Source organism: Massilia sp. 2TAF26, assembly GCF_052115005.1.
Classification (GTDB): domain Bacteria; phylum Pseudomonadota; class Gammaproteobacteria; order Burkholderiales; family Burkholderiaceae_D; genus Telluria.
The window spans coordinates 26,989-49,409 of record NZ_JBFRFV010000021.1 but is presented as its reverse complement, the minus strand read 5'-3'; the positions used below and the strand labels follow the sequence as shown (position 1 = coordinate 49,409).

Here is a 22,421-nt window from a genome sequence, read left to right as displayed (position 1 = left end):
ATGCAGTATGTAGAGCTTAACAATGGCTTGCAGATGCCGGTAATGGGATTCGGCGTCTTCCAGATTCCCGATCCGAAGGCGTGCGAACGGGCGGTCGTCGATGCGATCGAGACCGGCTATCGCCTGATCGATACCGCAGCTTCCTACATGAACGAAGCGGCGGTCGGGGAGGGCGTGAAGAACGGTGGCGTGGATCGCGAAGAGCTGTTTATCACGAGTAAACTCTGGGTCCAGCACACCGGCTATGAACGCACGAAGGAAGCGATCGGGAATTCGCTGCGGCGGCTGCGGGTGGATTACATCGACCTGTTCCTGATTCATCAGCCGTTTGGCGACGTCCACGGTTCCTGGCGCGCGATGGAAGAGGCATATGGTGCGGGCAAACTGCGCGCCATCGGCGTCAGTAATTTTCATCCGGACCGGCTGATGGATATCATCGCCTTCAACGAGATTCCGCCGGCGGTCAACCAGGTCGAAATCAACCCCTTCCATCAGCAGGCCGAGGCCCTGGCTTTCATGCGCGAGCACGGCGTTCAGGCCGAGGCTTGGGCGCCGTTCGCGGAAGGCCGTAACGGGCTCTTCGAGAACGGCGTTCTGATGGCGATCGCCGCCAGGCACGGCAAGACGGTCGGTCAAGTCGTGCTGCGCTGGGTGACCCAGCAAAACGTGGTCGCCCTGGCCAAGACCGTGCGCCGCGAGCGGATGCTTGAAAACCTCGACATCTTCGATTTCACGTTGACCGCTGACGATATGTCTGCGATCGCGGCGCTGGAAACCGGCAGCAGCTGTTTCTTCTCCCACCGCGATCCGGACATCGTGAAGTGGATGAGCGAACGAAAGCTCGACATTTGAAAGGAGCGGTAATATGAAAGAAGTCGTCGTCGTCATCGGCCCGGGATCGATCGGCCAGGCCATCGCCCGCCGCGTCAGCCTGGGCAAGCTGGTGCTGCTGGCCGACCTGCGCGCGGAAAATGCGGACGCCGCAGCCAGGACCTTGGGCGAAGCCGGCTTCGAGGTGCAGACCGCGCAGGTGGACGTGTCCTCACGTGACTCCGTGCACGCGCTGGGCGGACTGGCGGCCTCGCTCGGCGCGGTGAAGGGCGTGATCCATGCGGCCGGCGTCTCGCCGACCCAGGCCACGCCGGAAACGATCCTGAAGGTCGATCTCTACGGTACCGCCGTGGTGCTGGAGGAATTTGGCAAGGTCATCGCGCCGGGCGGATCGGCTGTCGTCATCGCCTCGCAGTCCGGGCACCGCCTGCCGGCGCTGACGGAAGAGCAGAACCGGGCGCTGGCCCTGACGCCGGCGGACCAGTTGCTGGCCCTGCCCATGCTGCAGCCGGACCAGGTCAAGGATCCGCTGCACGCCTACCAGGTATCGAAACGCGGTAATTCATTGCGCGTCATGGCCGAAGCGGTCCGCTGGGGCAAGCGCGGCGCGCGCGTCAATACCATCAGCCCGGGGATCATCTTCACGCCGCTGGCGAAGGACGAATTCGCCGGCCCGCGCGGGCCGGGCTACCGGCGCATGATCGAGGTGTCGGCGGCGGGACGTGTCGGTACGCCCGACGAGGTGGCGAACGTCGCGGCCCTGCTGATGGGCCCCGATGGGGGCTTCATCACGGGCAGCGACTTCCTGATGGATGGCGGCGTGACGGCCGCCTGGCGGTACGGCGAGCTGGCGCTGAAGTGAGTAAACGCGCCGCTTGGGCTCAGCAGGCGCTCGGCTTCACCCGCTCGACCTCGAGGCCGAACAGCGGACGCAGGCGGGTGCCGAAGACGTTGCCGGCAAACGCGGCCACCAGCCACAGCCAGCCGTGCAGGCTGCCCGACACGATGCCGCTGAAGTAGGCGCCGATGTTGCAGCCATAAGCGAGGCGGGCGCCGTAGCCCAGCAGCAGGCCGCCGACGACGGCCGCGATCAAGGAGCGCAGCGGCAGCTTCCACACCGGCGAGTAGCGGCCGGCCAGCGCGGCCGCCAGCATTGCGCCGAGCACGATGCCGATGTCCATTACCGACGTCACGTCATGCGAGACCGGCGCGGCCAGCGCGGCGGCGTTGGCCTTGGTCGACCAGTAGGCCCAGCTGGCGGTGTCGATGCCGATGCTTGACGCCGCTTTCGCGCCCCACAGCGCGAAGGCCGAGGTCACGCCCCAGGGACGGCCGGACAGCGCCAGCGTGGCGAAGTTGAGCACGACCAGCGCCAGGGCGCCGGCCACCAGTGGCCAGGGGCCGTGCAGCCAGGTGGCGGCGCGGTCCGCCGGCAGCTGCGGAGCGACCAGGCGGCCGTGACGACGCTTCTCGACGACGACGGTGATGGCCGCGATGGCCGCGAACACCAGCCAGTTGAGCAGCAGCGCGGGCGCCAGGCCCAGGGTCTTCACCAGCGAGACCGGCTTGAGCTGGGGCAGCGAAGTCCAGAAGGGCATGTGCGCGGTGGCGATCACGGAGCCTGCGATGAAGGCGGCCAGGGTCACGATCATGCGCGTGCTGCCGCCGCCCACCGTGTACAGGGTGCCGGATGCGCAGCCGCCGCCGAGCTGCATGCCGATGCCGAACATGAAGGCGCCGATGACGACGGAGGTGCCGGCCGGCGACACCAGGCCGGTGACGGGATTGCCGAACAGCGTGCCGCTGGCCAGGGCCGGGAAGAACAGCGCGACGCCGACGGCGAGCATCAGCATCTGCGCGCGCAGGCCGGCGCCGCGGCCGTCGGCGATGAACACGCGCCACGACGAGGTGAAGCCGAAGGCCGCGTGATACAGCGAGAGGCCGAGCAGCGCGCCGACCACGAACAGCGCGGAAATTTTGGCACTGACCGCCTGCGCGAGATACAGCGCGCCGAGGACGATCAGTAGCAGCGACACGCCGAGCGGCGCCGGATTCATCGCCGCGCGGCGGGGGACAGTCGAAGAAGCTACATTGGACATGGCGGAAAAGTATGGTCCTTGAATTCGTAAGTTCTTATTTTCGCTCGTTTTTTTGTTTTCTGCTGGGAGAGTACCTATCCCGGTGCCGGCGCATGTATGGACCTTGTTTTCGCTTACCATGAATGCAATCTCATATTCGTGGAACCATGGCCGTGCTGGATGAATCGCTTGTCGACTGGATCAGGGAGCGTGCGGAAGCACTCGATACGCGTGCCGATGAAGGGGATGGTTTGCTCGCGCGTTTGGCGCAATCCGGCCTGTTCGCAGCCGGTACGCCGGGCAGCGCCGTGCGCGTGGTCGCGGCGCTCGCCGAACATTCGCTCAGCGCCGCCTTCGTGTTCTGGGCGCAGCGCGCCTTCATGGAATGCCTGCTCGCCAGCCCGAACCGGGAACTGGCCGCACGCCTCATGCCGGATCTGCAACAGGGACGGCTCGCCGGCGCGCCGGGGCTGTCGAATGCGATGAAGTTCCTGGGCGGCCTGGATCGCCTGCGCACGTCCTTCACGACCGGACCCGGGGGCGTGCGCCTGCACGGCGCCGTGCCCTGGGCCAGCAACCTGCGCCGCCAGGGCTTCGTCGCCGCGATCGCGGCCGGGGATGCGCAGGGCGACAATCCCGCCGTGTTCGCCGTGCCGCACGATGCGCAGGGCCTGCGGCGGACGCCGGACCTCGAGCTGCTGGCGCTGCGCGGCACGAATACGGCGGCGCTGCACCTGGACGAGGTGCCGGTCGAAGAGTCCTGGCAACTGCATCCGCAGGCGCGGGTCTTCCTGCCCGCCATCCGTCCGGTCTTCGTCGGGCTCCAGTGCGGACTGGGGCTGGGCCTGGCGCGCGCATCGCTGCGGGCCGCGCGGGAGGCGCTCGCCGGCGCGCAGTCCGCCGAGCTGGCGGCACTCGAATCGGCAACGCAGGATCTTGACGCGGCCCTGCTTGCGGGCCTGGACGGGGGCCGCCTGCGCGAACGGCCGCGCGAACTGCTGGAGCTGCGCCTGCGCATGGTCGAGATGGCGGCGGATGCGGTGCGGCTGGAGCTGCAGGCCCTCGGCGGACGCGCCCTGCTGGGCAGCGAAGGCAGGGACTTTGCCCGGCGCTCGCGCGAAGCGGCTTTCCTGAACGTCGTGACGCCCACCGTGGTGCAGCTCAGGAAGGACCTGGCGAAGCTGTGCTAGTCCTTGTAGCGGATCGCCTCGATCACCAGCGCCAGCGCGCGCGAGTTCTGGCGCCGGCTCGGATAGTAGGCGTGCAGGCCCGGGAAGCTCGGGCACCAGTCTTCCATCACGCTTTGCAGGCGTCCGGCGCGCACGTGGACGCCGGCCAGGTCTTCCGGGATGAAGGCCAGGCCGCAGCCGTCGAGCGCCGCATGCAGGATCTGGTAGGCGCTGTTGAAGGTGAGCTGGCCGCGCACCCGCACTTCCATGTCGCGGCCTTCGTGGCGCAGCTCCCAGGCATACAGGCCGCCGCTGCTGGCCAGGCGCAGGTTGATGCAGTTGTGCTTCATGAGGTCCTGGGCCGAGCCTGGCACCGGCCGGTGCGCGAAGTAGGCCGGGGCGCCGACCACCATCATCTTCATGTCCGGCGTCAGGCGCACCGCGATCATGTCCTTGTCGACCTGGTCGCCCCAGCGTACGCCGATGTCGTAGCGTTCGGCGGCGATGTCGACCAGGCGATAGTCCGAACTCATTTCCACGTGCAGGTCGGGATACTGCGGCAGCAGCGGCGCCAGGCGCGGCCACAGCACGCTGTCGACCACGTGGTCGATGGCGGTGATGCGCACCAGGCCGGCCGGCTTGTCGCCCAGGTCGCTGACGGCGGCGATCTCGGCCTCGATCTCTTCCAGCCGCGGTCCCACGTTCTGCAGCAGGCGCTCGCCGGCATCGGTGGGCGAGACGCTGCGCGTGGTGCGGGTCAGCAGGCGCACGCCCAGGCGTTCCTCCAGCCCGCGGATGATGTGGCTGAGCGCCGATTGCGTCATGCCGAGCTTGGCCGCCGCGCGCGTGAAGCTGCGTTCGCGCGCGACGGCGAGGAAGACGAGGATATCGTTGATGTTTTCGCGGGCCATTGATGACAGTTTAGCGTTAATTAACCATCCGATTCATGAGCTGCATTCATAAGCCCATGCAATTCCGGCACCGTTTTGCGGTTCTGTTTGCTCGTATCATGCGCTCTTTGCGAACGAAAGGAACCAGCATGACTGTGAAAGCCTATGGTGCTTATGCCAGCGACAAGCCGCTGGAATCGATGGACATCACCCGCCGCGCGCCGGGTCCGCACGATGTCCAGATCGACATCGCCTTCTGCGGCGTCTGCCATTCCGACCTGCACACCGTGCGCGCCGAATGGGCCGGGACACTGTTTCCCTGCGTGCCGGGCCACGAGATCGTCGGGCGGGTGTCGGCGGTTGGCGATCACGTACACACGCACCAGGTCGGCGACCTGGTCGGCGTCGGCTGCATGGTCGACAGCTGCCAGCACTGCGCCGACTGCGACGAAGGCCTGGAGCAGTACTGCGACGGCATGGTCGGCACCTACAACGGCCCGACCCGGGACGCCCCCGGCCATACGCTGGGCGGCTACTCGCAGCAGATCGTCGTGCACGAGCGCTTCGTGCTGAGCGTGAAGCACGCGGAAGACCAGCTGGCCGCCGTCGCGCCGCTGCTGTGCGCCGGCATCACCACGTATTCTCCGCTGCGCCACTGGAAGGCCGGCCCCGGCAAGCTGGTTGGCATCGTCGGCATCGGTGGCCTCGGCCACATGGGCATCAAGCTGGCGCGCGCGATGGGCGCCCACGTGGTCGCCTTCACGACCTCGGAATCGAAGCGCAAGGACGCGGAAGCGCTGGGTGCGCATGAAGTGGTCGTGTCCAGGGACCCGGCAGCGATGGCTGCGCGTGCCAAGACGCTCGACCTGATCGTGAATACCGTGGCGGCGCCGCACGACCTCGACGCCTACCTGAACCTGCTGAAGCGCGACGGCACCATGGTGCTGGTCGGCGCGCCGGCCACGCCGCACCCGTCGCCGCAGGTGTTCAACCTGATCACCAAGCGCCGCGCACTGGCCGGCTCGATGATCGGCGGGATCCCGGAAACCCAGGAGATGCTGGACTTCTGTGCCGAGCACGGCATCGTGTCCGACATCGAGATGATTCGCGCGGACGAGATCAACGCCGCCTACGAGCGCATGCTCAAGGGCGACGTCAAGTACCGCTTCGTGATCGACAGCGCGACCCTGGCGGCTTGAGGAGACGGCTATGGACATGCGACTCCCTGCCGCTGCGGCGGAAGTGGAAGACAAGCCGGCGGCATGGGGCGCGGTGTTCGCGATGGCGCTCGGCGCCTTCGTGCTGGTGGCTTCCGAATTCATGCCGGTCAGCCTGCTGACGCCGGTGGCCGCCGACCTGCACATCAGCGAAGGCCAGGCCGGCCAGGCGATCTCGGTGTCCGGCGCGTTTGCGTTGGTGACGAGTTTGTTCATCGCGCCGCTGGCCGGACGGCTGGACCGCAAGGTGCTGCTGCTGGCCCTGACCCTGATGATGATGGTGTCGGGTACGGTGGCCGCCTTCGCGCCCGACTACACGGTCTTCATGGTCGGCCGCGCCTTCATCGGCGTGGCGATCGGCGGCTTCTGGTCGATGTCGGCGGCAACCGCGATGCGGCTGGTGCCGGAGCGCGCGGTGCCGAAGGCGCTGGCGATCGTCAACGGCGGCAACGCACTGGCGACCGTGGTGGCGGCGCCGCTGGGCAGCTTCCTGGGCGGCGTCATCGGCTGGCGCGGCGCCTTCTTCGCCGTGGTGCCGGTGGCCGCCATCGCCTTCGGCTGGAAGTTCTTCAGCCTGCCCAAGATGCATGCCGCGGGCGGGGCAGGGGCGGGCGCCGCCTTCCGGCTGCTGAAGCGTCCGGTGGTGGCGCTGGGGATGGCGGGCACCGCGCTGTTCTTCATGGGACAGTTCGCGCTCTTCACCTACCTGCGGCCCTTCCTGGAGAACGTGACCCATGCGGGCGTGTCGATGGTCTCGGGCCTGCTGCTGATCGTCGGCGTGGCCGGCTTCATCGGCACCACCCTGATCGGCGCGGTGCTGGAAAGGCAGCTGTACCGCACCCTGGTCGTCATCCCGCTCGTCATGGCGGCGATCGGCCTGGCCCTGATGGCCTTCGGTTCCTCGCTGCCCGCCACCGCCGTGCTGCTCGGCCTGTGGGGCCTGGTCGCCACCGCCGCGCCGGTCGGCTGGTGGACCTGGCTGGCGCGCACCCTGCCGCGTGATGCGGAGGCGGGGGGCGGCCTGATCGTGGCGGTGGTGCAGCTGGCGATCGCCTCCGGCGCGACCATCGGCGGCATCCTCTTCGATGCCAGCGGCTACCGGGCCAGCTTCGGCCTGAGCGCGGCGGTGCTGGTGGCGGGCGCGGTGCTGGCCTGGCTGGCGGGAAGGCAGGCGGGGAAGGGTGAACGCTAGCGCTGAATTCACGGGTCTTGTCGTAAGATGAGCCCATGACCCAGAATCCGCACGCCACCTCGCCCGCGCCGGTTTCCGAGAAGGAAATCCGCGCCGTCTACTTCGCCCTGATGGCCGTGCTCGGCCTGGGCGCCCTCGACCAGAGCATCGTCGCCACCGCGCTGCCGCGCATCGTCGCCGACCTCGGCGGCATGGCCCACCTGTCCTGGGTGGTGACCGCCTACGTGCTGGCCTCGACCGCCACCATGCCGCTGTACGGCAAGATGGCCGACCAGTACGGCCGCCGTCCGATGATCTTCACGGCCCTCGCCACCTTCCTGGTCGGTTCGGTCCTGTGCGGCCTGGCCGGCGGCATGACGGAGCTGATCGTGTTCCGCGCCATCCAGGGCATGGGCGCCGGCGGCTTCATGCCGCTGGCCCAGATCATCATCTCCGACCTGGTGGCGCCCAAGGACCGCGCCAAGCGCCAGGGCTCGATCGCCATCGTGTTCGCCGTCACCAGCGTGCTCGGCCCGGTGTTGGGCGGCCTGATGACGGACCTGCTGTCCTGGCACTGGATCTTCTTCATCAACCTGCCGGTGGGCGCCTTCGCCTGCTGGTCGATCGCGCGCTCGCTGCGCAAGCCCGTCGTCACGCACGCGCACCGCATCGACTACCTCGGCTCGGTCCTGCTCACCGGCAGCATCGTCTCGCTGCTGCTGATCCTGGCCCTGGGCGGCACCGAGTGGGCCTGGAGCGCGCCGGAGATCAAGCTTTGCGCCGCGCTCACGGTGGTGCTGGGCGCCTGGCTGGTCGTGCACCTGCGCCGCGCCGCCGAGCCGGTGCTGCCGCCCGACCTGTTCGGCAACCGCGTGTTCAACCTGGCCAGCGCGGTGATGGCGCTGAGCTTCGTCGGCCTGATGGGATCGAGCGTGTTCTTCCCGCTGTTCTTCCAGCTCGTGATGGGCAGCAGCCCGGCGAATTCCGGCATGCTGACGGTGCCGATGATGGCCGGGATGATCCTGTCGTCGGCGGTGATCGGCCGCCTGGTGGCGCGCGCCAACAGGTACAAGGAGGTGCAAGTGGTGGGGCTGGCGGTGTCAGTGGCCGCCTTCGGCATGCTGGCCTGGGCCATGGGCAGCGGCCGCGGCTACCTGTTCATCGAACCGCCGATCTTCCTGCTGGGCGCCGGCCTGGGCCTGGTGATGCCGAACATGACCATCGTCGTGCAGAGCGCGCTGCCGGTGGCGCGGCGCGGCGTCGGCACCGCCATGCTGACCTTCTTCCGCTCGCTCGGCGGCCTGCTGGGCGTGACCGGCTCCGGCGCGATCCTGGCCCACCAGTTGCACGCCCACGGCATCGAGGCGGCGGCCAGCGCCGGCACCGGCACGGTGCTCGACCCGGCCATGCGCGAGGTCTACCGGCACGCCATCGCCAACATCTTCGGCGCCGGTACCGCGATCGTGCTGGTGGCGCTGCTGATTTTGCTGTTCATGCCGGATGTGCGGGTGGAGGGGGCTTCGGTGCCGCAGCCGGCGCAGGCGGAGTAGTTAATAGCTCGTCGTCCCCGCGAAGGCGGGGATCCAAGTTTGTTTGCGTTTCGATAGCGCTGAGAGAACTTGGGTTCCCGCCTTCGCGGGAACGACGAGCGAGGCGTTTTGGTGCCAATCAATCAATGGTATCCTAGCGCAATGACCATCGAGCCCGACACCACCGAACAAAAGCAACCCCGCGCAGCCTATTCCGACGGGCCCCGCCTGCTGGCCGACATCGGCGCGACCCATGCGCGCTTTGCGCTGGAGAGCGCGCCCGGCGTGCTGCGCAACGTCGCCGTGCTGCTGTGCGACGACTATCCCGGCATCGTCGCGCTGCTGAACGCCTATCTGGCGCAGACCAGCGGCGTGCGCATCAGCCATGCCGCCTTCGCGCTGGCGAATCCGATCAGCGGCGATTTCATCCGCATGACCAACCGCGACTGGCAGTTCTCGACCGACGAGGTGCGGCGCGCGCTCGGCCTGACCACGCTGCTGATCGTGAACGACTTCACGGCGCTGGCGATGGCGCTGCCGGGCTTCAAGCCGGAAGAGCTGCTGCAGATCGGCGGCGGCAAGCCGCAGCCGCATGCGGTGGCCGGTGTGCTGGGGCCGGGCACGGGTCTCGGTGTGTCGGGCGTGATCCCGACCGTCGACGGTTTCGTCACTCTCGGCAGCGAGGGCGGCCACGTCAACTTCGCACCGGCCGACGAGCGCGAATTCGCGATCCTGCAGTACGCCTGGCGCGAGTGGCAGCACGTGTCGAACGAGCGCCTGATCTCCGGCCCCGGCATGGAGATCATCTACCGCGCGCTGGCGCTGCGTAACAAGGCCGGCGCGCCCAGCCGCAACGCCGCGGAGATCGTCAGCTGCGCGCTCGAGCAGAACGACCCGCTGTGCCTGGAAGTGCTGGAATGCTTCGCCGGCATGCTGGGCGGCGCCGCGGCCAACCTGGCGGTGACCCTGGGCGCCTTCGGCGGCATCTTCATCGGCGGCGGCATCGTGCCGCGCGTGGCGCAGTGGTTCGCCACGTCGCCGTTCCGCGCCCGCTTCGAAGCCAAGGGCCGCTTCTCGGATTACCTGGCGCAGATCCCGACCTACGTCATCATGACGCCGAATCCGGCCTTGTATGGCGTGGCGAGCATCCTCTCCGAGCACCTGCGCGGCCGCACCGGCGCCAATACCCTGATGGAGCGCGTGCAGCACCTGCAGCACGAGCTGTCGCCGGCCGAGCAGCGCGTGGCGACCCTGGTGCTCGAGCATCCGCGCAAGGTGCTGTCCGAGCCGATCGCCGAGATCGCGAAGCTGGCCGACGTCAGCCAGCCGACCGTGATCCGCTTCTGCCGCTCGCTGGGCTTTTCCGGCCTGGCCGACTTCAAGCTCAAGTTCGCGGGCAGCCTGACCGGCACCATCCCCGTGCGCCACAGCCAGGTGCGCATGACCGACAGCACCCACGACCTGTCGGCGAAAGTCATCGACAACACGGTATCGGCGATCCTGAAGTTCCGCGACCAGCTGGACGTGAACTCGATCGACCGCGCCATCGAGATTTTGCGCCGCGCCAAGCGGGTCGAGTTCTACGCGATGGGCAATTCGCGCGTGGTGGCGCTGGACGGCCAGCACAAGTTCTTCCGCTTCCGCATTCCGACCTCGTCCTATGGCGACTCCCACCTGTTCGGGCTGGCCGCCGAGCTGCTCGGTCCGGGCGACGTCGTGATCGCGATCTCGACCACCGGCCAGCTGCCCGAGCTGCTGTCGGCCGTCGACACCGCGCGCGCGGCGGGCGCCGACGTCATCGCCATCACCAGCAGCAAATCGGCGCTGGCGCGGAAGGCCAGCATCTGCCTGGCGGTCGACCATAGCGAAGACAGCACGACCTTCCTCTCGATGATCTCGCGCATCCTGCAACTGCTCCTCATCGACATCATGGCGGTCGGGATCTCGCTGGGACAGGAGACCGGCGACAGCGGCGAAGGCGACAGCGAGCGCCGGCGCCTGCTGATCTCCCACCTGGACATCTGATCGACGGGTCCGGCTGGATCAAGAACGTTTCCGTATGGCATTCCACAATGAGGGATCTTCCCTCATTGGAGACTGCCATGATGCATCCGGATGACATCAAGCGGCTGGCGATCATGGCCACGCTGATCATGCTGTGCGCATTCTGTCCCGGCCCGGGCAGGGCGGCGGAACAGCCGTCCTCCGCTCCTTCAGAAGCTGGACTCGAGGGTCAGCTTCAGGCTCGGATGGCCGATGTTGGCGATCCGGTTGCGTAGGGTCGTCCCGCTGGCGAGGTCGGTGTAGCTGCGCTCGTTGACCATGTCCATTCCCAGCAGGTTGGCGGCGCTGATGCGCAGCCGGCTGCGCCTGTCGACCGGCCACAGCGCGTACAGTTCGAGATCGCGCTGTACGTGCAGCCAGGCCGCCTGGTTGGCCGCCACCGCCACCCGCCCGCCCTTGCGAAAGCCGAAGTTCGCACCTGCCGTCATCCGTTCGCCCTGGTAGTCGGCGCCGAGATTGGCCGACAGCGGCACCTGCTCGTCGAGCCGGTTATCGGGTCCCGGCACCCCATCCACATTGGACCAGTTGCGCGCGACGTTGGCGCGCAGTTCGAGCGGCGGCGCGCCATCCATCAGCGTCCGTAGCGGGAAGACCGTCTCCACTTGCAGCGTACGGGTGCGCGCCTTGCCGACGTTGACGGGCAGGGCGATCCAGCGCGCGCCGTCGAACACCACCAGCGAGCGCGTGTAGTCGTCGATGCGGCGCGTGGACGCGCTCAGCGCCAGCATCGCGCCTTCCGCCCAGCGGTGTTCCCAGGCGGCGTCGATGCCGAGCGCCAGTTCCGGTCTCAAGCTCGGGTTGCCCTCGGTATCCGGCTCGGCCGGGTTGTTGTTGACCGAGGTGTAGCGGTGCGGCAGCAGCTGGTCCATGCCGGGCGCCTTGTAGGTGCGCGCCACGGCCAGCCGCAGCTGGTCGTCTTTCATGCCGGGCGGCTTGTACAGCACCTGCAGCACCGGGCTGAAGACGCCGGAGCGCGAGCGCGCCGTGCCGAAGGTGTTGCCGTCGGCCTCGATGCGCACGCCATCCCAGCGCGCGCCGAGGTAGAGCGAGAGTTGCGGTGTGAGCGTCCACTCGTCCTGGGCATAGCCCGCCAGGCGCGCCACGTGGCCGCTGTCATGTTCGTCGCCGGCGGGAATGGGCGCCGCGGGGTCGAGGTAGTCGCGCTCGCGCCGCGCATCGCTGCGGCGGTCCCAGGCGCCATCCCAGCCCAGCGCCAGCGCATGGCCGTCGAACAGCGGCACCGTATATTTGCCGGTCGTGCTCAGGCCGCGGTCGCGGCCGCGCGAATCGATGCTGCGCGTGAGCGGCCCGACTGCCGGATTGCCGCCGGCCGTGCGCCGGGTCGTGTTGTCGGTGCGGCTGGCGGAGACGCCGAGCCTGGCCTCCAGCCGCGCGCCGGACGCCAGCGCATGCGTCCATTCCAGGGTGCTGCGCAGGACGTCGTTGTCGTTGGCCATCCCGAACTGCTTGTCCGGATAAGGCGGAAGCTCGCCGAGCACGGTGGCGGTGGGCGCATTCACGCCGGTGCGGAAGCGGTTCAGGTTCAGGAAGGTCTCCAGGCCGAGCGTATCGCCGCCGTCGAGCTTCCACTGCAGTTTGGGTGTCAGGTTCAGGGTCGTCATCCTGCCGTCCTCGTGGCCGGCCGTGGTGCGCAGCAGGGTCCGGCGGCCGGCGGCGTCGGTGGCTTCCTCGCGGCCCGGCGCCTCGCCGCGAAAGCCGTCGTGCACCAGGCTGCCCGCCAGTTCGTAGCCGAAGGCGCCGTCGCGGTCGGCCAGGCGCAGGCTGGCGTTCGGACTACGGGTGTCGCGCCCGATGCCGTAGCCGATCTTCAGCTCACGTTCGGGCTTGCGCACCGTTTTCTTCAGCACGATGTTGATGGTGCCGGCGATGCCCTCCATCGAAAACTCGGCGCTGGCGGCGCGCATCACTTCGATGCGCTCGACCATCTCGGGCGCCAGGGTGTCGACCTGCATGCCGGCGGGCGGGCGTTCGCCGTTCACCAGCAGCTGCGTGTAGCCGCTGCCCAGGCCCTGCATGCGCACCTCGCCGCCACGGGCGGCGGCGCCGTTCACGGTCACGCCCGGGATGCGCTTCAGGACCTCGAACAGCCTGGTGTCGCCGTAGCGTACGATCTCGTCGTGGCGGACGACGGTCTTCATGGCGGTATCGTCGCGGCGCGCATCGTAGGCGGCCGTGCTGCCTTGCACCTGCACCTGCTGGACCGCCGCGCCGACGCCGGTTTGCTGGGCATGGGCGGAAAGTGCGGCGCCCAGGGCGGCGGGCAGGAGGGCGAGGCGCGACAGGCGGCGCTGAAGCATGGGGACAGGTCGGGCAGGCGGCATGGGCGGATTCTCCTTGTTGGTATGGCATTGCGTGACAAATGTAGCGTTAACTTCCATGTAATAGCAATATAAATTTCTATCACGTGGAAGGTAGCCACTTCGCCCCCGGCCAATCCCGTTTCGCCACAAAGTGTTTGCCCGGCCGTCCGGCTTCCTGCATCCTTGTTGCGAACAAACCAACAACGAGGGATGAAGCATGAAACGACGCGAGGTTTTGAAAGCTTCCCTGGGTGCCGCGCTGGTAGCGGGCGGCCTGCCCGGACTGGCGCGGGCGCAGGCGAAGGGGAAGGCGGTGCTGTACCGCGTGCGCCCCGGTACGCCCGGCTGGCCAGGCGCCGCCGACTGGGAAGGCCTGCGCCGCGCCACCTCCGGACGGCTGCTGAAGCTGGCCTCGCCCTTCGCCGGCTGCGCCACCGATGCCAGCGCCTGCGCGGCGACCCGCGAGCAGCTGAAGAATCCCTACGCCGTCGGCGACAATCCCGCGTTGACCCAGACCAGCGGCTGGCAGGACGCCTGGCTGTCGCAGCCGAGCGCCTATGCGGTCGCGGCGCGCAATGCGCTTGACGTCGCCGCCGCCGTAAACTTCGCCCGCACCCACAAGCTGCGCCTGGTGGTCAAGGGCGGCGGCCACAGTTACAAGGGCGGCTCGAACGCGCCGGATTCGCTGCTGGTGTGGACCCGCGCCATGAACGACGTCACCCTGATCGACGCCTTCGTGCCGCAAGGTGGCACGCAGGCCGAGGCGCTGCCGGCGGTGAGCGTCGGCGCCGGCGCGATGTGGATCGACGCCTACACGGCCGTGACCACCAAGGCCGGCCGCTACGTGCAGGGCGGCGGCTGTACCACGGTGGGCGTGGCCGGGCTGGTGACGGGCGGCGGCTTCGGCAGCTTCTCGAAGCGCTACGGCAGCGCCGCGGCCAGCCTGCTCGAAGCGGAAATCGTCACCGCCGACGGCCAGGTCCGGATCGCCAACGCGCACACCAATCCCGAGCTGTTCTGGGCCCTCAAGGGCGGCGGCGGCGGCACCTTCGGCGTGGTCACGCGGCTCACCCTGCGCACCCACGAACTGCCGGCGACCTTCGGCGGCGTGTTCGGCGACATCACGGCGGATTCTGACGCGGCATTCAAGGCCCTGGTCGCATGCTTCATCGCCTTCTACCGCGAGCGCCTGTTCAACGAACACTGGGGCGAGCAGGTGTCCCTGCGCGAGGGCAGGAAGCTGCACCTGGCGATGGTCTTCCAGGGCCTGGACGGCGCCCAGGCGAAGGCGGTCTGGGCACCCTTCCTCGACTGGGTGCGCGCCAGCGGCGACTACAGCTTCAAGGAGCCGACCATCATGGCGGTGCCGGCGCGCCGCTTCTGGGACGCGGCGTTCTGGGAAAAGACCGCGCCCGCCATCATGGCGCGCGACGACCGCGAAGGCGCGCCTGCCCATCACGCCGTGTGGCAGGGCGACCGCGGCCAGGTCGGCTGGTATATCCACGGCTACGAATCGAGCTGGCTGCCGGCTGCCTTGCTGGAAGAGGGCGCCCAGGCGCGGCTGGTGGACAGCCTGTGCGCGGCTTCGCAGCAGTGGTGGGTCGAGCTGCACTTCAACAAGGGGATCGCCGGCGCGCCGCCGCAGGCGCTTGCGGCGACCCGCGATACGGCGACCCACCCCGGCGTGGTCGATGCCTTCGCACTCGCCATCATTGCCGGCGGCGGCGATCCGGCCTATCCCGGCATGCCGGGCGCGAACGTCGACGAACAGGAGGCGCGCCGCCGCGCCGCCAAGATCCGCCGGGCGATGGACCCGCTGCGCAAGGTGGCGCCGAATGCCGGCACCTATGTCTCGGAAAGCGACTTCTTCCAGCAGCGCTGGCAGGATACCTACTGGGGACCCAACTATCCGAAGCTGCTGCAGGTGAAGGAGCGCTACGATCCGGACGGCCTGTTCACGGTCCGCCATGGCGTGGGCAGCGAGCAATGGAGCGCGGACGGTTTCACGCGCAAGGCCTGAGCGATGCGCATCGATCGTAAGCACTTGCTCAACGCCGCGCTGGCGGTTCTCGGCGGGTTGATGCTGCGCTGGAGTTTCGGCCTGCATCCGGTCTGGTGGCTGGCCTGGGTGGCGCCGGCGCCGCTGCTGGTGGCCGCGCTGCGCAGCTCCAAGCGCATGGCCCTGGGCTGGTCTTTGCTGGCCGGCCTGATCGGCGCCAGCGCCGACCTGCACTACCACACCCTGGTGATGCCGCTGGCGCCGGCGCTGTTCGTGACCCTGCTGCTGGCGCTGTTGTGGGTGCTGGTGGTGTCGCAGGCGCGGCGCGTGATGCTGGCGTCGCCGTCGCCGTGGACGGTGCTGGCTTATCCGCTGATGTGGTGTGCGGCGGACACCCTGCTGGCCCACTTTCACCCGGACGGCAACTTCGACAGCATCGCCTATTCCCAGGCCGGCTTCCCGCCCGCGCTGCAGCTCGCCTCGCTGCTGGGCGTGTCCGGGCTGGTGTTCGTGCTGTCGCTGCTGCCGGCCGCGCTGGCGTGGGCGACCGTGCACGGCTGGCGGGCGGCGCGCTGGCCGCTGGCCGCTTCGCTGCTGCTGGCTGCCGGCTGCCTGGGCTTCGGCTTTGCCCGCATCCCGGCGGCTGTGCCGGCGCAGGGAGAGCTGGTCGGCATGGCGGTGATCGACGATTTCATCGGCCCGCGCGTACCGGCCGCCCAGGTCGAGCGCATCTGGACGCACTACGAGCACCATGTCGACACCCTGGCGGGGCAGGGCGCGCGGCTGGTGCTGCTGCCCGAGAAGATCGCGGTGCTGCGGCCGGCGCAAGCGGAGCCGCTGCGATCGAGGATGGCGGCGCTGGCTGCCCGCGCCAAGGTCTGGCTGGCCCTGGGTGTCGGCATCGACGACGGCCACAGGACCAACCGCCTGTGGCTGTTCGCACCCGACGGCAGGCTCGCCGCCGACTACGTCAAGCACCACCTGGCGCCGCCCGAGCGCGACTTCGCCGCCGGCTCCGCATTCGCGGTGCAGGCGATGGCGGGACACCGCTATGGCCTGGCGATCTGCAAGGACGTGCATTTTGCAGCGATGGGACGCGACTATGCGGAACTGGGCGCCCAGGCCCTGCTGGTGCCGGCATGGGACTTCGGCGAGGACGGCGACTATGCGGCGCGCCTGTCCGCCGTGCGCGGCGTGGAAACCGGCATGCCGATGCTGCGCGCGGCGCGCGAAGGCCTGCTGACGATCAGCGATGCCTACGGCCGCGTGACGGCGTCGGCGCCCTCGGCGGCGCTGCCCGGCGCGACCCTGCTGGGCCGGGTGCCGGCGGCGCTGCCGGGAACGACGCCCTACACCCGCAGCGGCGACCTGTTCGGCTGGCTGTGCACGGCGGCGGCACTGCTGCTGGCCTGCTTCGGCGGCCGCCGCTGGACTGGCCTCGCCTACGCGAAATCGGCGTCGAGCACGATCCGGTAACTGGCCTTGCCGGCACGCAGGTGGTCCATCGCCTCGTTGACCCGGCTCATCGGGAAATGCTCGACCTTGGGCGCGACGTGGTGATGGGTGGCGAAGCGCAGCATGGTGTCGATCTGGGCGCGGCTGCCGGTCGGCGAGGCCGATATCGCGCGCTGCCCCATCACCAGGCTCATCACCTGCACCGGCACCGGTTCCAGCACGGCGCCCAGGAAGTGCAGGCGGCCGCCGGGCGCCAGCAAGCCGATCACGGCATCCCAGTCGAGCGGCGCGTTGGCGGTGATGAAGACGAAGTCGAAGCTGCCCGCCAGGCGCTGCATGTCGGCTTCGGAGCGGCTCGACGCCACATGGTGGGCGCCGAAGGACATCGCCTCCTGCACCTTGCTGGGCGAGGAGGTGAAGGCCGTGACCTCGCAGCCCCAGGCCTTCGTGAACATCAGGGCCATGTGCCCCAGTCCGCCGATGCCGAACACCGCCACACGCGCGGTCGGCGGCACGTGCAGCTGCAGCAGCGGCGCGAACACGGTGATGCCGCCGCACAGCAGTGGCCCCGCATTGCCCGACGCCAGCGCATTCGGGATCGGCACGCTCCACACCCAATGGGCGCGCACGCGGTCGGCAAAGGCGCCGTGGTGGCCGACGATGGTCGCCTGCACGGTCTCGCAGAGCTGGAAGTCGCCGCGCAGGCAGGCCGCGCAATGCTGGCAGCTGCGCACGTTCCAGCCGACGCCGACGCGCTGGCCGAGCGTCAGGCCCTTGGTCTGCGCGATGGCGCCGAGGCCGACCACGCGCCCGATCGCTTCGTGTCCCGGCACGAAGGGATAGGTGGTGATGCCCCATTCATTGTCGAGCATCGACAGGTCGGAGTGGCAGACGCCGCAATACTCGACCTTGATCTCGACGTCTTCCGGGTCCAGCGCCCCCGGATCGTAGTCAAAAGGAACAAGCTGGCCGCCCGCGGACTGTGCGGCCCAGGCCCGGATCTTTTCCATGCCGGTTCTCCCTGAAGTGAGGGAGAAAGTCTAGCACCGGCGCTGCTCAAGGCGTGTTTCGTTTCTGCCTGGATGCGTCAGCGCCGGTGCCAAGCACCTCAGTCCTCCACGAACACCACCGCCGTGCGCGGCGGAATGATGAACGCGCCGGTGGCCGGATCGAAGCTCGCCTGGCTCGCGCGCTTGTCGGCCGCGTTCGGTGCCAGGAACACCGGATGCAGGCGCAGCGCCTTGCCGGCCGCCCGGGGATCGGTCACGGTGTGGCCGACCTTGTCGACGTTGATGAAGTAGCTGAGCCCCCTGTAGTTAGCTCCCGGATAGTTGGCGCCCGCGTAGCCCGCGCCGTCCAGGTGGGCGGCGACCACGGTCGGGTTCTGGCTTGAACCGGTGTTGAAGAAGCGCAGGCGGCGCTTGATCTCCGCGGCGCTCGGCAGGCGGAACAGCGTCGAGCTGGCGCGGATCGCCAGCAGGTCGCGGAAGGCGTCGCGCGCGAAGGCGATATCCGATGGCGCGGGCTTGAAGACCGGGTTGGCCAGCAGGGGTTGCAGCAGCGCGTAGTCCTTGCCGTTGTCGTCAAGCGGCGGCAGGCCGGTACCGAAGTAGTTGTCGCGGTAGGTCCAGTCGAGGCGGTTGAACCAGTCGCCCGAGTTGAAGCTGTTGCGGTCCAGGGACTTCGACCGCAGCACGTCGATGCCGGCGTGATAGTAGGCGATGCCTTGCGCGAAGGCGTCGACGGCCATGCCCAGCACCTGCACGCGGGCGCGCTCGAACGACGGGGTCGAAGCCGGCAGCTTGAACACGTTGTTGTCGAACAGGGTCTGGTTGTCGTGGTTCTCGACGTAGTTGACGACTTCCGACGGCTCGCTGGCGTAGCCGGCCGGCTGGCCGCCGTAGTCGATCGCTTCGAGCGGCACGGTCTTGTCGTCGAAGGTCTGCAGCGGATAGCTGCGGATCGAGCCCGCCAGGCCGGCGCGCACCATGTCGGCGGCGCGCAGCAGTTCGCGCTGATCGTGCTGGCCGTGGCCGTTCGGGTCGTAGACCAGGCCGTTGATCCAGCCCTGGCGCGCGAACAGCGCTTCGCCGGAATCGCCGGCCGAGCCGCCGCGCACGGCGTCGCGGGTGCGGTCGTTGAAGGTGCCGATGCCGCTACCGTTCAGCGAGAGCTGGGAAGCCTGCACGAAGCGCGCGCCGTTGGCGACTTCGCCGAAGTTCCAGCCTTCGCCGAGCAGCTGGATGGAGTGGCCGGCGGCGGCGTTCACGGTCCGCTGCAGCTGTTCCATGGTGGCGCGCGGCTGGTGCCCCATCAGGTCGAAGCGGAAGGAATCGATCTTGTACTGGGTCGCCCACAGGGCCACCGAATCGATCATCAGCTTGCCCATCATGAGGTTTTCGGTGGCCGTGTTGTCGCAGCAGGTCGAGCGTTCGATGCCCCCTAGCGCGTTCAGGCGGTGGTAGTAGCCGGGCACGATGCGGTCGAGCACCGATTTTTCAACCTGACCGGCGCTGAAGGTGTGGTTGAACACCACGTCCATGCCGACCCGCAGTCCCAGCTTGTGCAGGCCGTCGACCATCTCGCGGAACTCGACCACGCGGCGCGCACCGTCGCCCGGATCGGTGGCGTAGCTGCCTTCCGGCGCGTTGTAGTGGTAGGGATCGTAGCCCCAGTTGAAGCAGTCGGTTTCCGCGGTCTTCCTGACCAGCGCCTGCTGGGCCTCGCTGTCCGGCGCGCCGGAAGGCTTGGGCACCGCGCAGCCCGCTTCCGGCACGCTGCCGATGTCGTAGACGGGCAGCAGGTGGATGTCGGTCAGGCCGCTCTTCGCCAGCGCGGCCAGGTGGCGCATGCCGTTCGAGTCGGGGCGGGTGAAGGCGCCGTACTTGCCGCGCAGGCGTTCCGGCACGCTGGCGTCGTTGATCGAGAAGTCGCGCACGTGCAGCTCGTAGACCACCATGTCGGTCGGGGCCTTGACCGTCTGCGGCGCCGGCGTGGTATCCCAGCCGGCCGGCTTCAGGCGCGGCGAATCCAGGCGCGCGATGTAGCTGCGCTTCGAGTCCGTGGTCAGGCTGATCGAATACGGATCGGTGACCAGGTTGCGCACGATGCCACCGCCGTCGACCGGCACGTCGACCGCATACTTGTAGTACTTGCCGGTGAGGTCGCCCGGCACCGCGGCGTTCCAGGCGCCGGTGGCCGGATCGAAGGCCAGCTGGTAGACGGCGCGCGCGGTCGAGCTGCCCGTGTTGTAGACGCAGACGGCGGCCTGGCGGGCGGTCGGCGCCCACAGGCTGAAGCTCGTACGGTTGCCGGCGATGTCGACGCCGAGCTTGTCCAAGTTGCCGGCGGCCGCATACAGGTCGTCCAGCGCGCCCGCCACCTGCACGCGCGTGGCCGCGCGCACGATGCCTTGCGCATCTTCCTGTACCAGCACCAGCTGCTGGCGGTGCAGCTCGCCCATCTTCGACACGTCGGCATCGATCAGCTGCAGCACCGGGCCGGCGCCTACCCATTTGAAGCGCTCCGCCAGCGCCGGCGGCACGGCGCCCTTGTCGAGGGAAAGCGTCAGCGCACCCATGCTGCCGGCAACCTTGCCGCCGACCGGCGCGGCGATCGAACCGGTGGGCGAGTGGTAGAGCTTGAACACGCCGTCCGCGGGGGCGCCGGGGAAGGCGATCAGGCGCCGGTCGAGCCAGACGGCGCGCGCATCGAAGGATGCCGCCGCCGGGTGCAGCACGGTCTGGAAGGACTTGCTGTCGCAGGCTTCGGGAGAGATCGCGGCGTGGACGCCGCTGCTGGCCAGCAGGGACAGGAGGCCTGCAGCGGTAATGGTTTTGCTTGTCATCGGATAACTAATCTAAAAATCACGCGGCTGCCTCGGTGCGGTAGTTATCGACCACGCGGTAGCGGGTCGCGTACCAGCCGAACACCAGCGCCGCAAGGAAGGCGAAGGCCGCAAAGAAGTACATCTGGAAGGCCATCACGCCCAGGCCGGTATTGGCGATATGGCCGAGCACCGCTTCGTTCTTGACGCTGGCGTTCACGATCAGCACCCACAGGCTGCCGACCGTGACGGCCAGCGACCAGAAGGCCATGATCACGCCCTTCATCGAGCTTGGCGCCTGGCTGTAGGCGAATTCGAGGCCGGTGGCCGAGACCAGCACCTCGCCCATGGTCAGCAGGGCATAGGGCAGGATCTGCCAGGCCATCGAGACCGGGGTGCCGCCATCCATCACGACCTGGATGGTGCCGATCGCCACCCAGGACAGGGCGGACAGGGCGATGCCGGCGGTCATGCGGCGCAGCGCGGTCGGCTCCCAGCCGAGTTTGCGCAGCAGCGGGAACACGGCGATATTGTTGAAGGGGATGAGCAGCATCACCAGCAGCGGATTCAGGGCCTGCATCTGCGCCGGCTCGAAGCGGAATTCGCTGCCGAACAGCGAGAGGGTGGGGCGCATCATCGAATTGGCCTGCACGATCCAGGTCGAGGCCTTCTGGTCGAACAGGGACCAGAACGGCGTCACCAGCGCGAACACGATCAGGATGCGCAGCACGCCGCGCACGCCGTCGACGGCGTCATCCGGATGCAGGCCGCGCGCCCGCTCCAGCTGCAGCGCCACGCCGATGCCGCCGAAGGCCAGCAGCAGCACCAGCGCCGTGCAGGCGGCGATCACGAAGCCCCAGCTCGGGGTCATGGCCAGCGAGACCACGGCGCCGACGGCGCCGACGCTGGCCACCGCCAGGCCCGGACGGCCTTCGCGCCCATCAACCGAGCGTTTGGCCAGCAGGGCGCTCTTGGCCACGTTGAGGAAGGAGTGCGGATTCGGGGGGCTCGGCGGCACGTGCACGTACTTCTTGCGGCCGCTCCAGAACACCAGGGTCGCGACCAGCATCAGGATGCCGGGGATGCCGAAGGCGACCGAGGCGCCGTAGTCGCGCAGGAAGATCGGCATCAGCAGCGAAGCGAAGAAGGAGCCGAAGTTGATGATCCAGTAGAAGGCATCGAAGACCAGCTTGGCCTTGTGCTTGTTGGTATGGTCGAACTGGTCGCCCACGAAGGACGACACCAGCGGCTTGATGCCGCCCGAGCCCAGCGCGATCAGGAACAGGCCCAGGTAGAAGCCCTGCAGGTGGTTCTCGAAGGCGGCCAGGCAGGCGTGACCCGCGCAGTAGACGAGGCTGAGCCAGAGCACGGTGTTGTACTTGCCGAAGAAGCGGTCGGCCAGCCAGCCGCCCAGCAACGGGAAGAAGTAGACGCCGATGACGAAGGTATGGAACACGTGCTTGGCCTCGCCGGCGCGCTCGGCCTCGGGCAGGAACAGCAGCAGCGAGGAGATCAGGAAGGGCGTCAGGATGTTGCGCATGCCGTAGAAGCTGAAGCGTTCGCAGCCTTCGTTGGCGATGATGAAGGGGATCTGGCGGGGCATGCGGCCGGTTTGGACCGGGGGCGGGTTCTGGGTCATTGAGGCGTCTCCTGTGCTCGGCTTGTTCAGTCACCGTTGGCGTTGAAACGTCGTCCCCGCGCAGGCGGGGTTCCAAGTTGCATGCATCTCGGCAGCGCAACGAACTTGGGTTCCCGCCTTCGCGGGAACGACGGCATTGCCGCGATGCTATGCAAGCAAGCCCAGCTTGGCAACAAGAACTTCTTTGGCAAGTTCGCCACCCTAACATCGAATCTGTAGTTTGACTACTATA

Annotated in this window: 15 protein-coding genes; 9 read left to right on the top strand and 6 right to left on the bottom strand. The window is 68.4% G+C overall.

The window, feature by feature from the left end:
- Both AB4Z32_RS19820 and AB4Z32_RS19815 read left to right on the top strand, forming a co-directional pair.
- Positions 1-852 carry an aldo/keto reductase gene (locus tag AB4Z32_RS19820; protein WP_442123584.1) on the top strand — a complete coding sequence of 284 codons (852 nt, stop codon included), beginning with the start codon at positions 1-3 and terminating at the stop codon, positions 850-852.
- Positions 853-865: 13 nt separating this feature from the next.
- Positions 866-1,693 carry an SDR family oxidoreductase gene (locus tag AB4Z32_RS19815; RefSeq protein ID WP_442123583.1) on the top strand — a complete coding sequence of 276 codons (828 nt, stop codon included), beginning with the start codon at positions 866-868 and terminating at the stop codon, positions 1,691-1,693.
- A gap of 19 nt (positions 1,694-1,712) precedes the next feature.
- Here AB4Z32_RS19815 and AB4Z32_RS19810 read toward each other — a convergent pair whose 3' ends face one another.
- Positions 1,713-2,930 carry a YeeE/YedE family protein gene (locus AB4Z32_RS19810; RefSeq protein WP_442123582.1) on the bottom strand — a complete coding sequence of 406 codons (1,218 nt, stop codon included), beginning with the start codon at positions 2,928-2,930 and terminating at the stop codon, positions 1,713-1,715.
- A 146-nt stretch (positions 2,931-3,076) separates the two neighbouring features.
- Here AB4Z32_RS19810 and AB4Z32_RS19805 point away from each other — a divergent pair, with 146 nt between their 5' ends.
- Positions 3,077-4,099 carry an acyl-CoA dehydrogenase gene (locus AB4Z32_RS19805; protein WP_442123581.1) on the top strand — a complete coding sequence of 341 codons (1,023 nt, stop codon included), beginning with the start codon at positions 3,077-3,079 and terminating at the stop codon, positions 4,097-4,099.
- Here the strand turns inward: AB4Z32_RS19805 and AB4Z32_RS19800 are convergent.
- The gene (locus AB4Z32_RS19800; protein ID WP_442123580.1) at positions 4,096-4,989 is read right to left on the bottom strand and encodes a LysR family transcriptional regulator; all 894 of its coding nucleotides are present in this window, start codon (positions 4,987-4,989) and stop codon (positions 4,096-4,098) included. The two genes, AB4Z32_RS19805 and AB4Z32_RS19800, sit on opposite strands and share 4 nt — an antisense overlap.
- A gap of 128 nt (positions 4,990-5,117) precedes the next feature.
- Between AB4Z32_RS19800 and AB4Z32_RS19795 the strand changes: the two genes are divergently transcribed.
- The 4 genes from AB4Z32_RS19795 (at position 5,118) to AB4Z32_RS19780 (ending at position 10,910) form a co-directional block, all read left to right on the top strand.
- Positions 5,118-6,167 carry an NAD(P)-dependent alcohol dehydrogenase gene (locus AB4Z32_RS19795; RefSeq protein WP_442123579.1) on the top strand — a complete coding sequence of 350 codons (1,050 nt, stop codon included), beginning with the start codon at positions 5,118-5,120 and terminating at the stop codon, positions 6,165-6,167.
- 10 nt (positions 6,168-6,177) lie between these two features.
- Positions 6,178-7,377 (top strand): MFS transporter, encoded by a 1,200-nt coding sequence (locus tag AB4Z32_RS19790; protein ID WP_442123578.1) that lies wholly within the window; start codon positions 6,178-6,180, stop codon positions 7,375-7,377.
- Between the two features lie 35 nt (positions 7,378-7,412).
- Positions 7,413-8,906: an MDR family MFS transporter gene (locus AB4Z32_RS19785; RefSeq protein ID WP_442123577.1), complete on the top strand. Its 1,494-nt coding sequence runs from the start codon at positions 7,413-7,415 to the stop codon at positions 8,904-8,906.
- Positions 8,907-9,047: 141 nt separating this feature from the next.
- Positions 9,048-10,910, top strand: a complete 1,863-nt coding sequence (locus AB4Z32_RS19780) for a glucokinase (RefSeq protein ID WP_442123576.1) — start codon at positions 9,048-9,050, stop codon at positions 10,908-10,910.
- A gap of 188 nt (positions 10,911-11,098) precedes the next feature.
- On the opposite strand, the gene AB4Z32_RS19775 is transcribed toward AB4Z32_RS19780, so the two are convergent.
- Positions 11,099-13,267: a TonB-dependent receptor plug domain-containing protein gene (locus AB4Z32_RS19775; protein WP_442123575.1), complete on the bottom strand. Its 2,169-nt coding sequence runs from the start codon at positions 13,265-13,267 to the stop codon at positions 11,099-11,101.
- Positions 13,268-13,487: 220 nt separating this feature from the next.
- Between AB4Z32_RS19775 and AB4Z32_RS19770 the strand changes: the two genes are divergently transcribed.
- Together AB4Z32_RS19770 and AB4Z32_RS19765 are read left to right on the top strand one after the other, a co-directional pair.
- Positions 13,488-15,290 (top strand): FAD-dependent oxidoreductase, encoded by a 1,803-nt coding sequence (locus AB4Z32_RS19770; protein WP_442123574.1) that lies wholly within the window; start codon positions 13,488-13,490, stop codon positions 15,288-15,290.
- Between the two features lie 3 nt (positions 15,291-15,293).
- Positions 15,294-16,745 carry a nitrilase-related carbon-nitrogen hydrolase gene (locus AB4Z32_RS19765; protein WP_442123573.1) on the top strand — a complete coding sequence of 484 codons (1,452 nt, stop codon included), beginning with the start codon at positions 15,294-15,296 and terminating at the stop codon, positions 16,743-16,745.
- Here AB4Z32_RS19765 and ahr read toward each other — a convergent pair.
- The 3 genes from ahr to AB4Z32_RS19750 all read right to left on the bottom strand — a co-directional run bounded on the left by ahr (position 16,712) and on the right by AB4Z32_RS19750 (position 22,189).
- Positions 16,712-17,734 carry an NADPH-dependent aldehyde reductase Ahr gene (gene ahr, locus AB4Z32_RS19760; RefSeq protein WP_442123572.1) on the bottom strand — a complete coding sequence of 341 codons (1,023 nt, stop codon included), beginning with the start codon at positions 17,732-17,734 and terminating at the stop codon, positions 16,712-16,714. The genes AB4Z32_RS19765 and ahr overlap by 34 nt on opposite strands.
- 98 nt (positions 17,735-17,832) lie before the next feature.
- Complete coding sequence (locus AB4Z32_RS19755) at positions 17,833-20,571, bottom strand: alpha-1,6-glucosidase domain-containing protein (protein WP_442123571.1); 2,739 nt, start codon at positions 20,569-20,571, stop codon at positions 17,833-17,835.
- A gap of 19 nt (positions 20,572-20,590) precedes the next feature.
- Positions 20,591-22,189, bottom strand: a complete 1,599-nt coding sequence (locus AB4Z32_RS19750; protein WP_442123570.1) for a POT-type proton-dependent oligopeptide transporter — start codon at positions 22,187-22,189, stop codon at positions 20,591-20,593.
- Positions 22,190-22,421 lie beyond the last annotated feature (232 nt).

Bases quoted from the DNA above. Each gene is read 5' to 3' on its own strand.
- AB4Z32_RS19820 (WP_442123584.1), top strand. From the start codon at position 1: ATGCAGTATGTAGAGCTTAACAATGGCTTGCAGATGCCGGTAATGGGA.
- AB4Z32_RS19815 (WP_442123583.1), top strand. From the start codon at position 866: ATGAAAGAAGTCGTCGTCGTCATCGGCCCGGGATCGATCGGCCAGGCC.
- AB4Z32_RS19810 (WP_442123582.1), bottom strand. From the start codon at position 2,930: ATGTCCAATGTAGCTTCTTCGACTGTCCCCCGCCGCGCGGCGATGAAT.
- AB4Z32_RS19805 (WP_442123581.1), top strand. From the start codon at position 3,077: ATGGCCGTGCTGGATGAATCGCTTGTCGACTGGATCAGGGAGCGTGCG.
- AB4Z32_RS19800 (WP_442123580.1), bottom strand. From the start codon at position 4,989: ATGGCCCGCGAAAACATCAACGATATCCTCGTCTTCCTCGCCGTCGCG.
- AB4Z32_RS19795 (WP_442123579.1), top strand. From the start codon at position 5,118: ATGACTGTGAAAGCCTATGGTGCTTATGCCAGCGACAAGCCGCTGGAA.
- AB4Z32_RS19790 (WP_442123578.1), top strand. From the start codon at position 6,178: ATGGACATGCGACTCCCTGCCGCTGCGGCGGAAGTGGAAGACAAGCCG.
- AB4Z32_RS19785 (WP_442123577.1), top strand. From the start codon at position 7,413: ATGACCCAGAATCCGCACGCCACCTCGCCCGCGCCGGTTTCCGAGAAG.
- AB4Z32_RS19780 (WP_442123576.1), top strand. From the start codon at position 9,048: ATGACCATCGAGCCCGACACCACCGAACAAAAGCAACCCCGCGCAGCC.
- AB4Z32_RS19775 (WP_442123575.1), bottom strand. From the start codon at position 13,267: ATGCTTCAGCGCCGCCTGTCGCGCCTCGCCCTCCTGCCCGCCGCCCTG.
- AB4Z32_RS19770 (WP_442123574.1), top strand. From the start codon at position 13,488: ATGAAACGACGCGAGGTTTTGAAAGCTTCCCTGGGTGCCGCGCTGGTA.
- AB4Z32_RS19765 (WP_442123573.1), top strand. From the start codon at position 15,294: ATGCGCATCGATCGTAAGCACTTGCTCAACGCCGCGCTGGCGGTTCTC.
- ahr (WP_442123572.1), bottom strand. From the start codon at position 17,734: ATGGAAAAGATCCGGGCCTGGGCCGCACAGTCCGCGGGCGGCCAGCTT.
- AB4Z32_RS19755 (WP_442123571.1), bottom strand. From the start codon at position 20,571: ATGACAAGCAAAACCATTACCGCTGCAGGCCTCCTGTCCCTGCTGGCC.
- AB4Z32_RS19750 (WP_442123570.1), bottom strand. From the start codon at position 22,189: ATGACCCAGAACCCGCCCCCGGTCCAAACCGGCCGCATGCCCCGCCAG.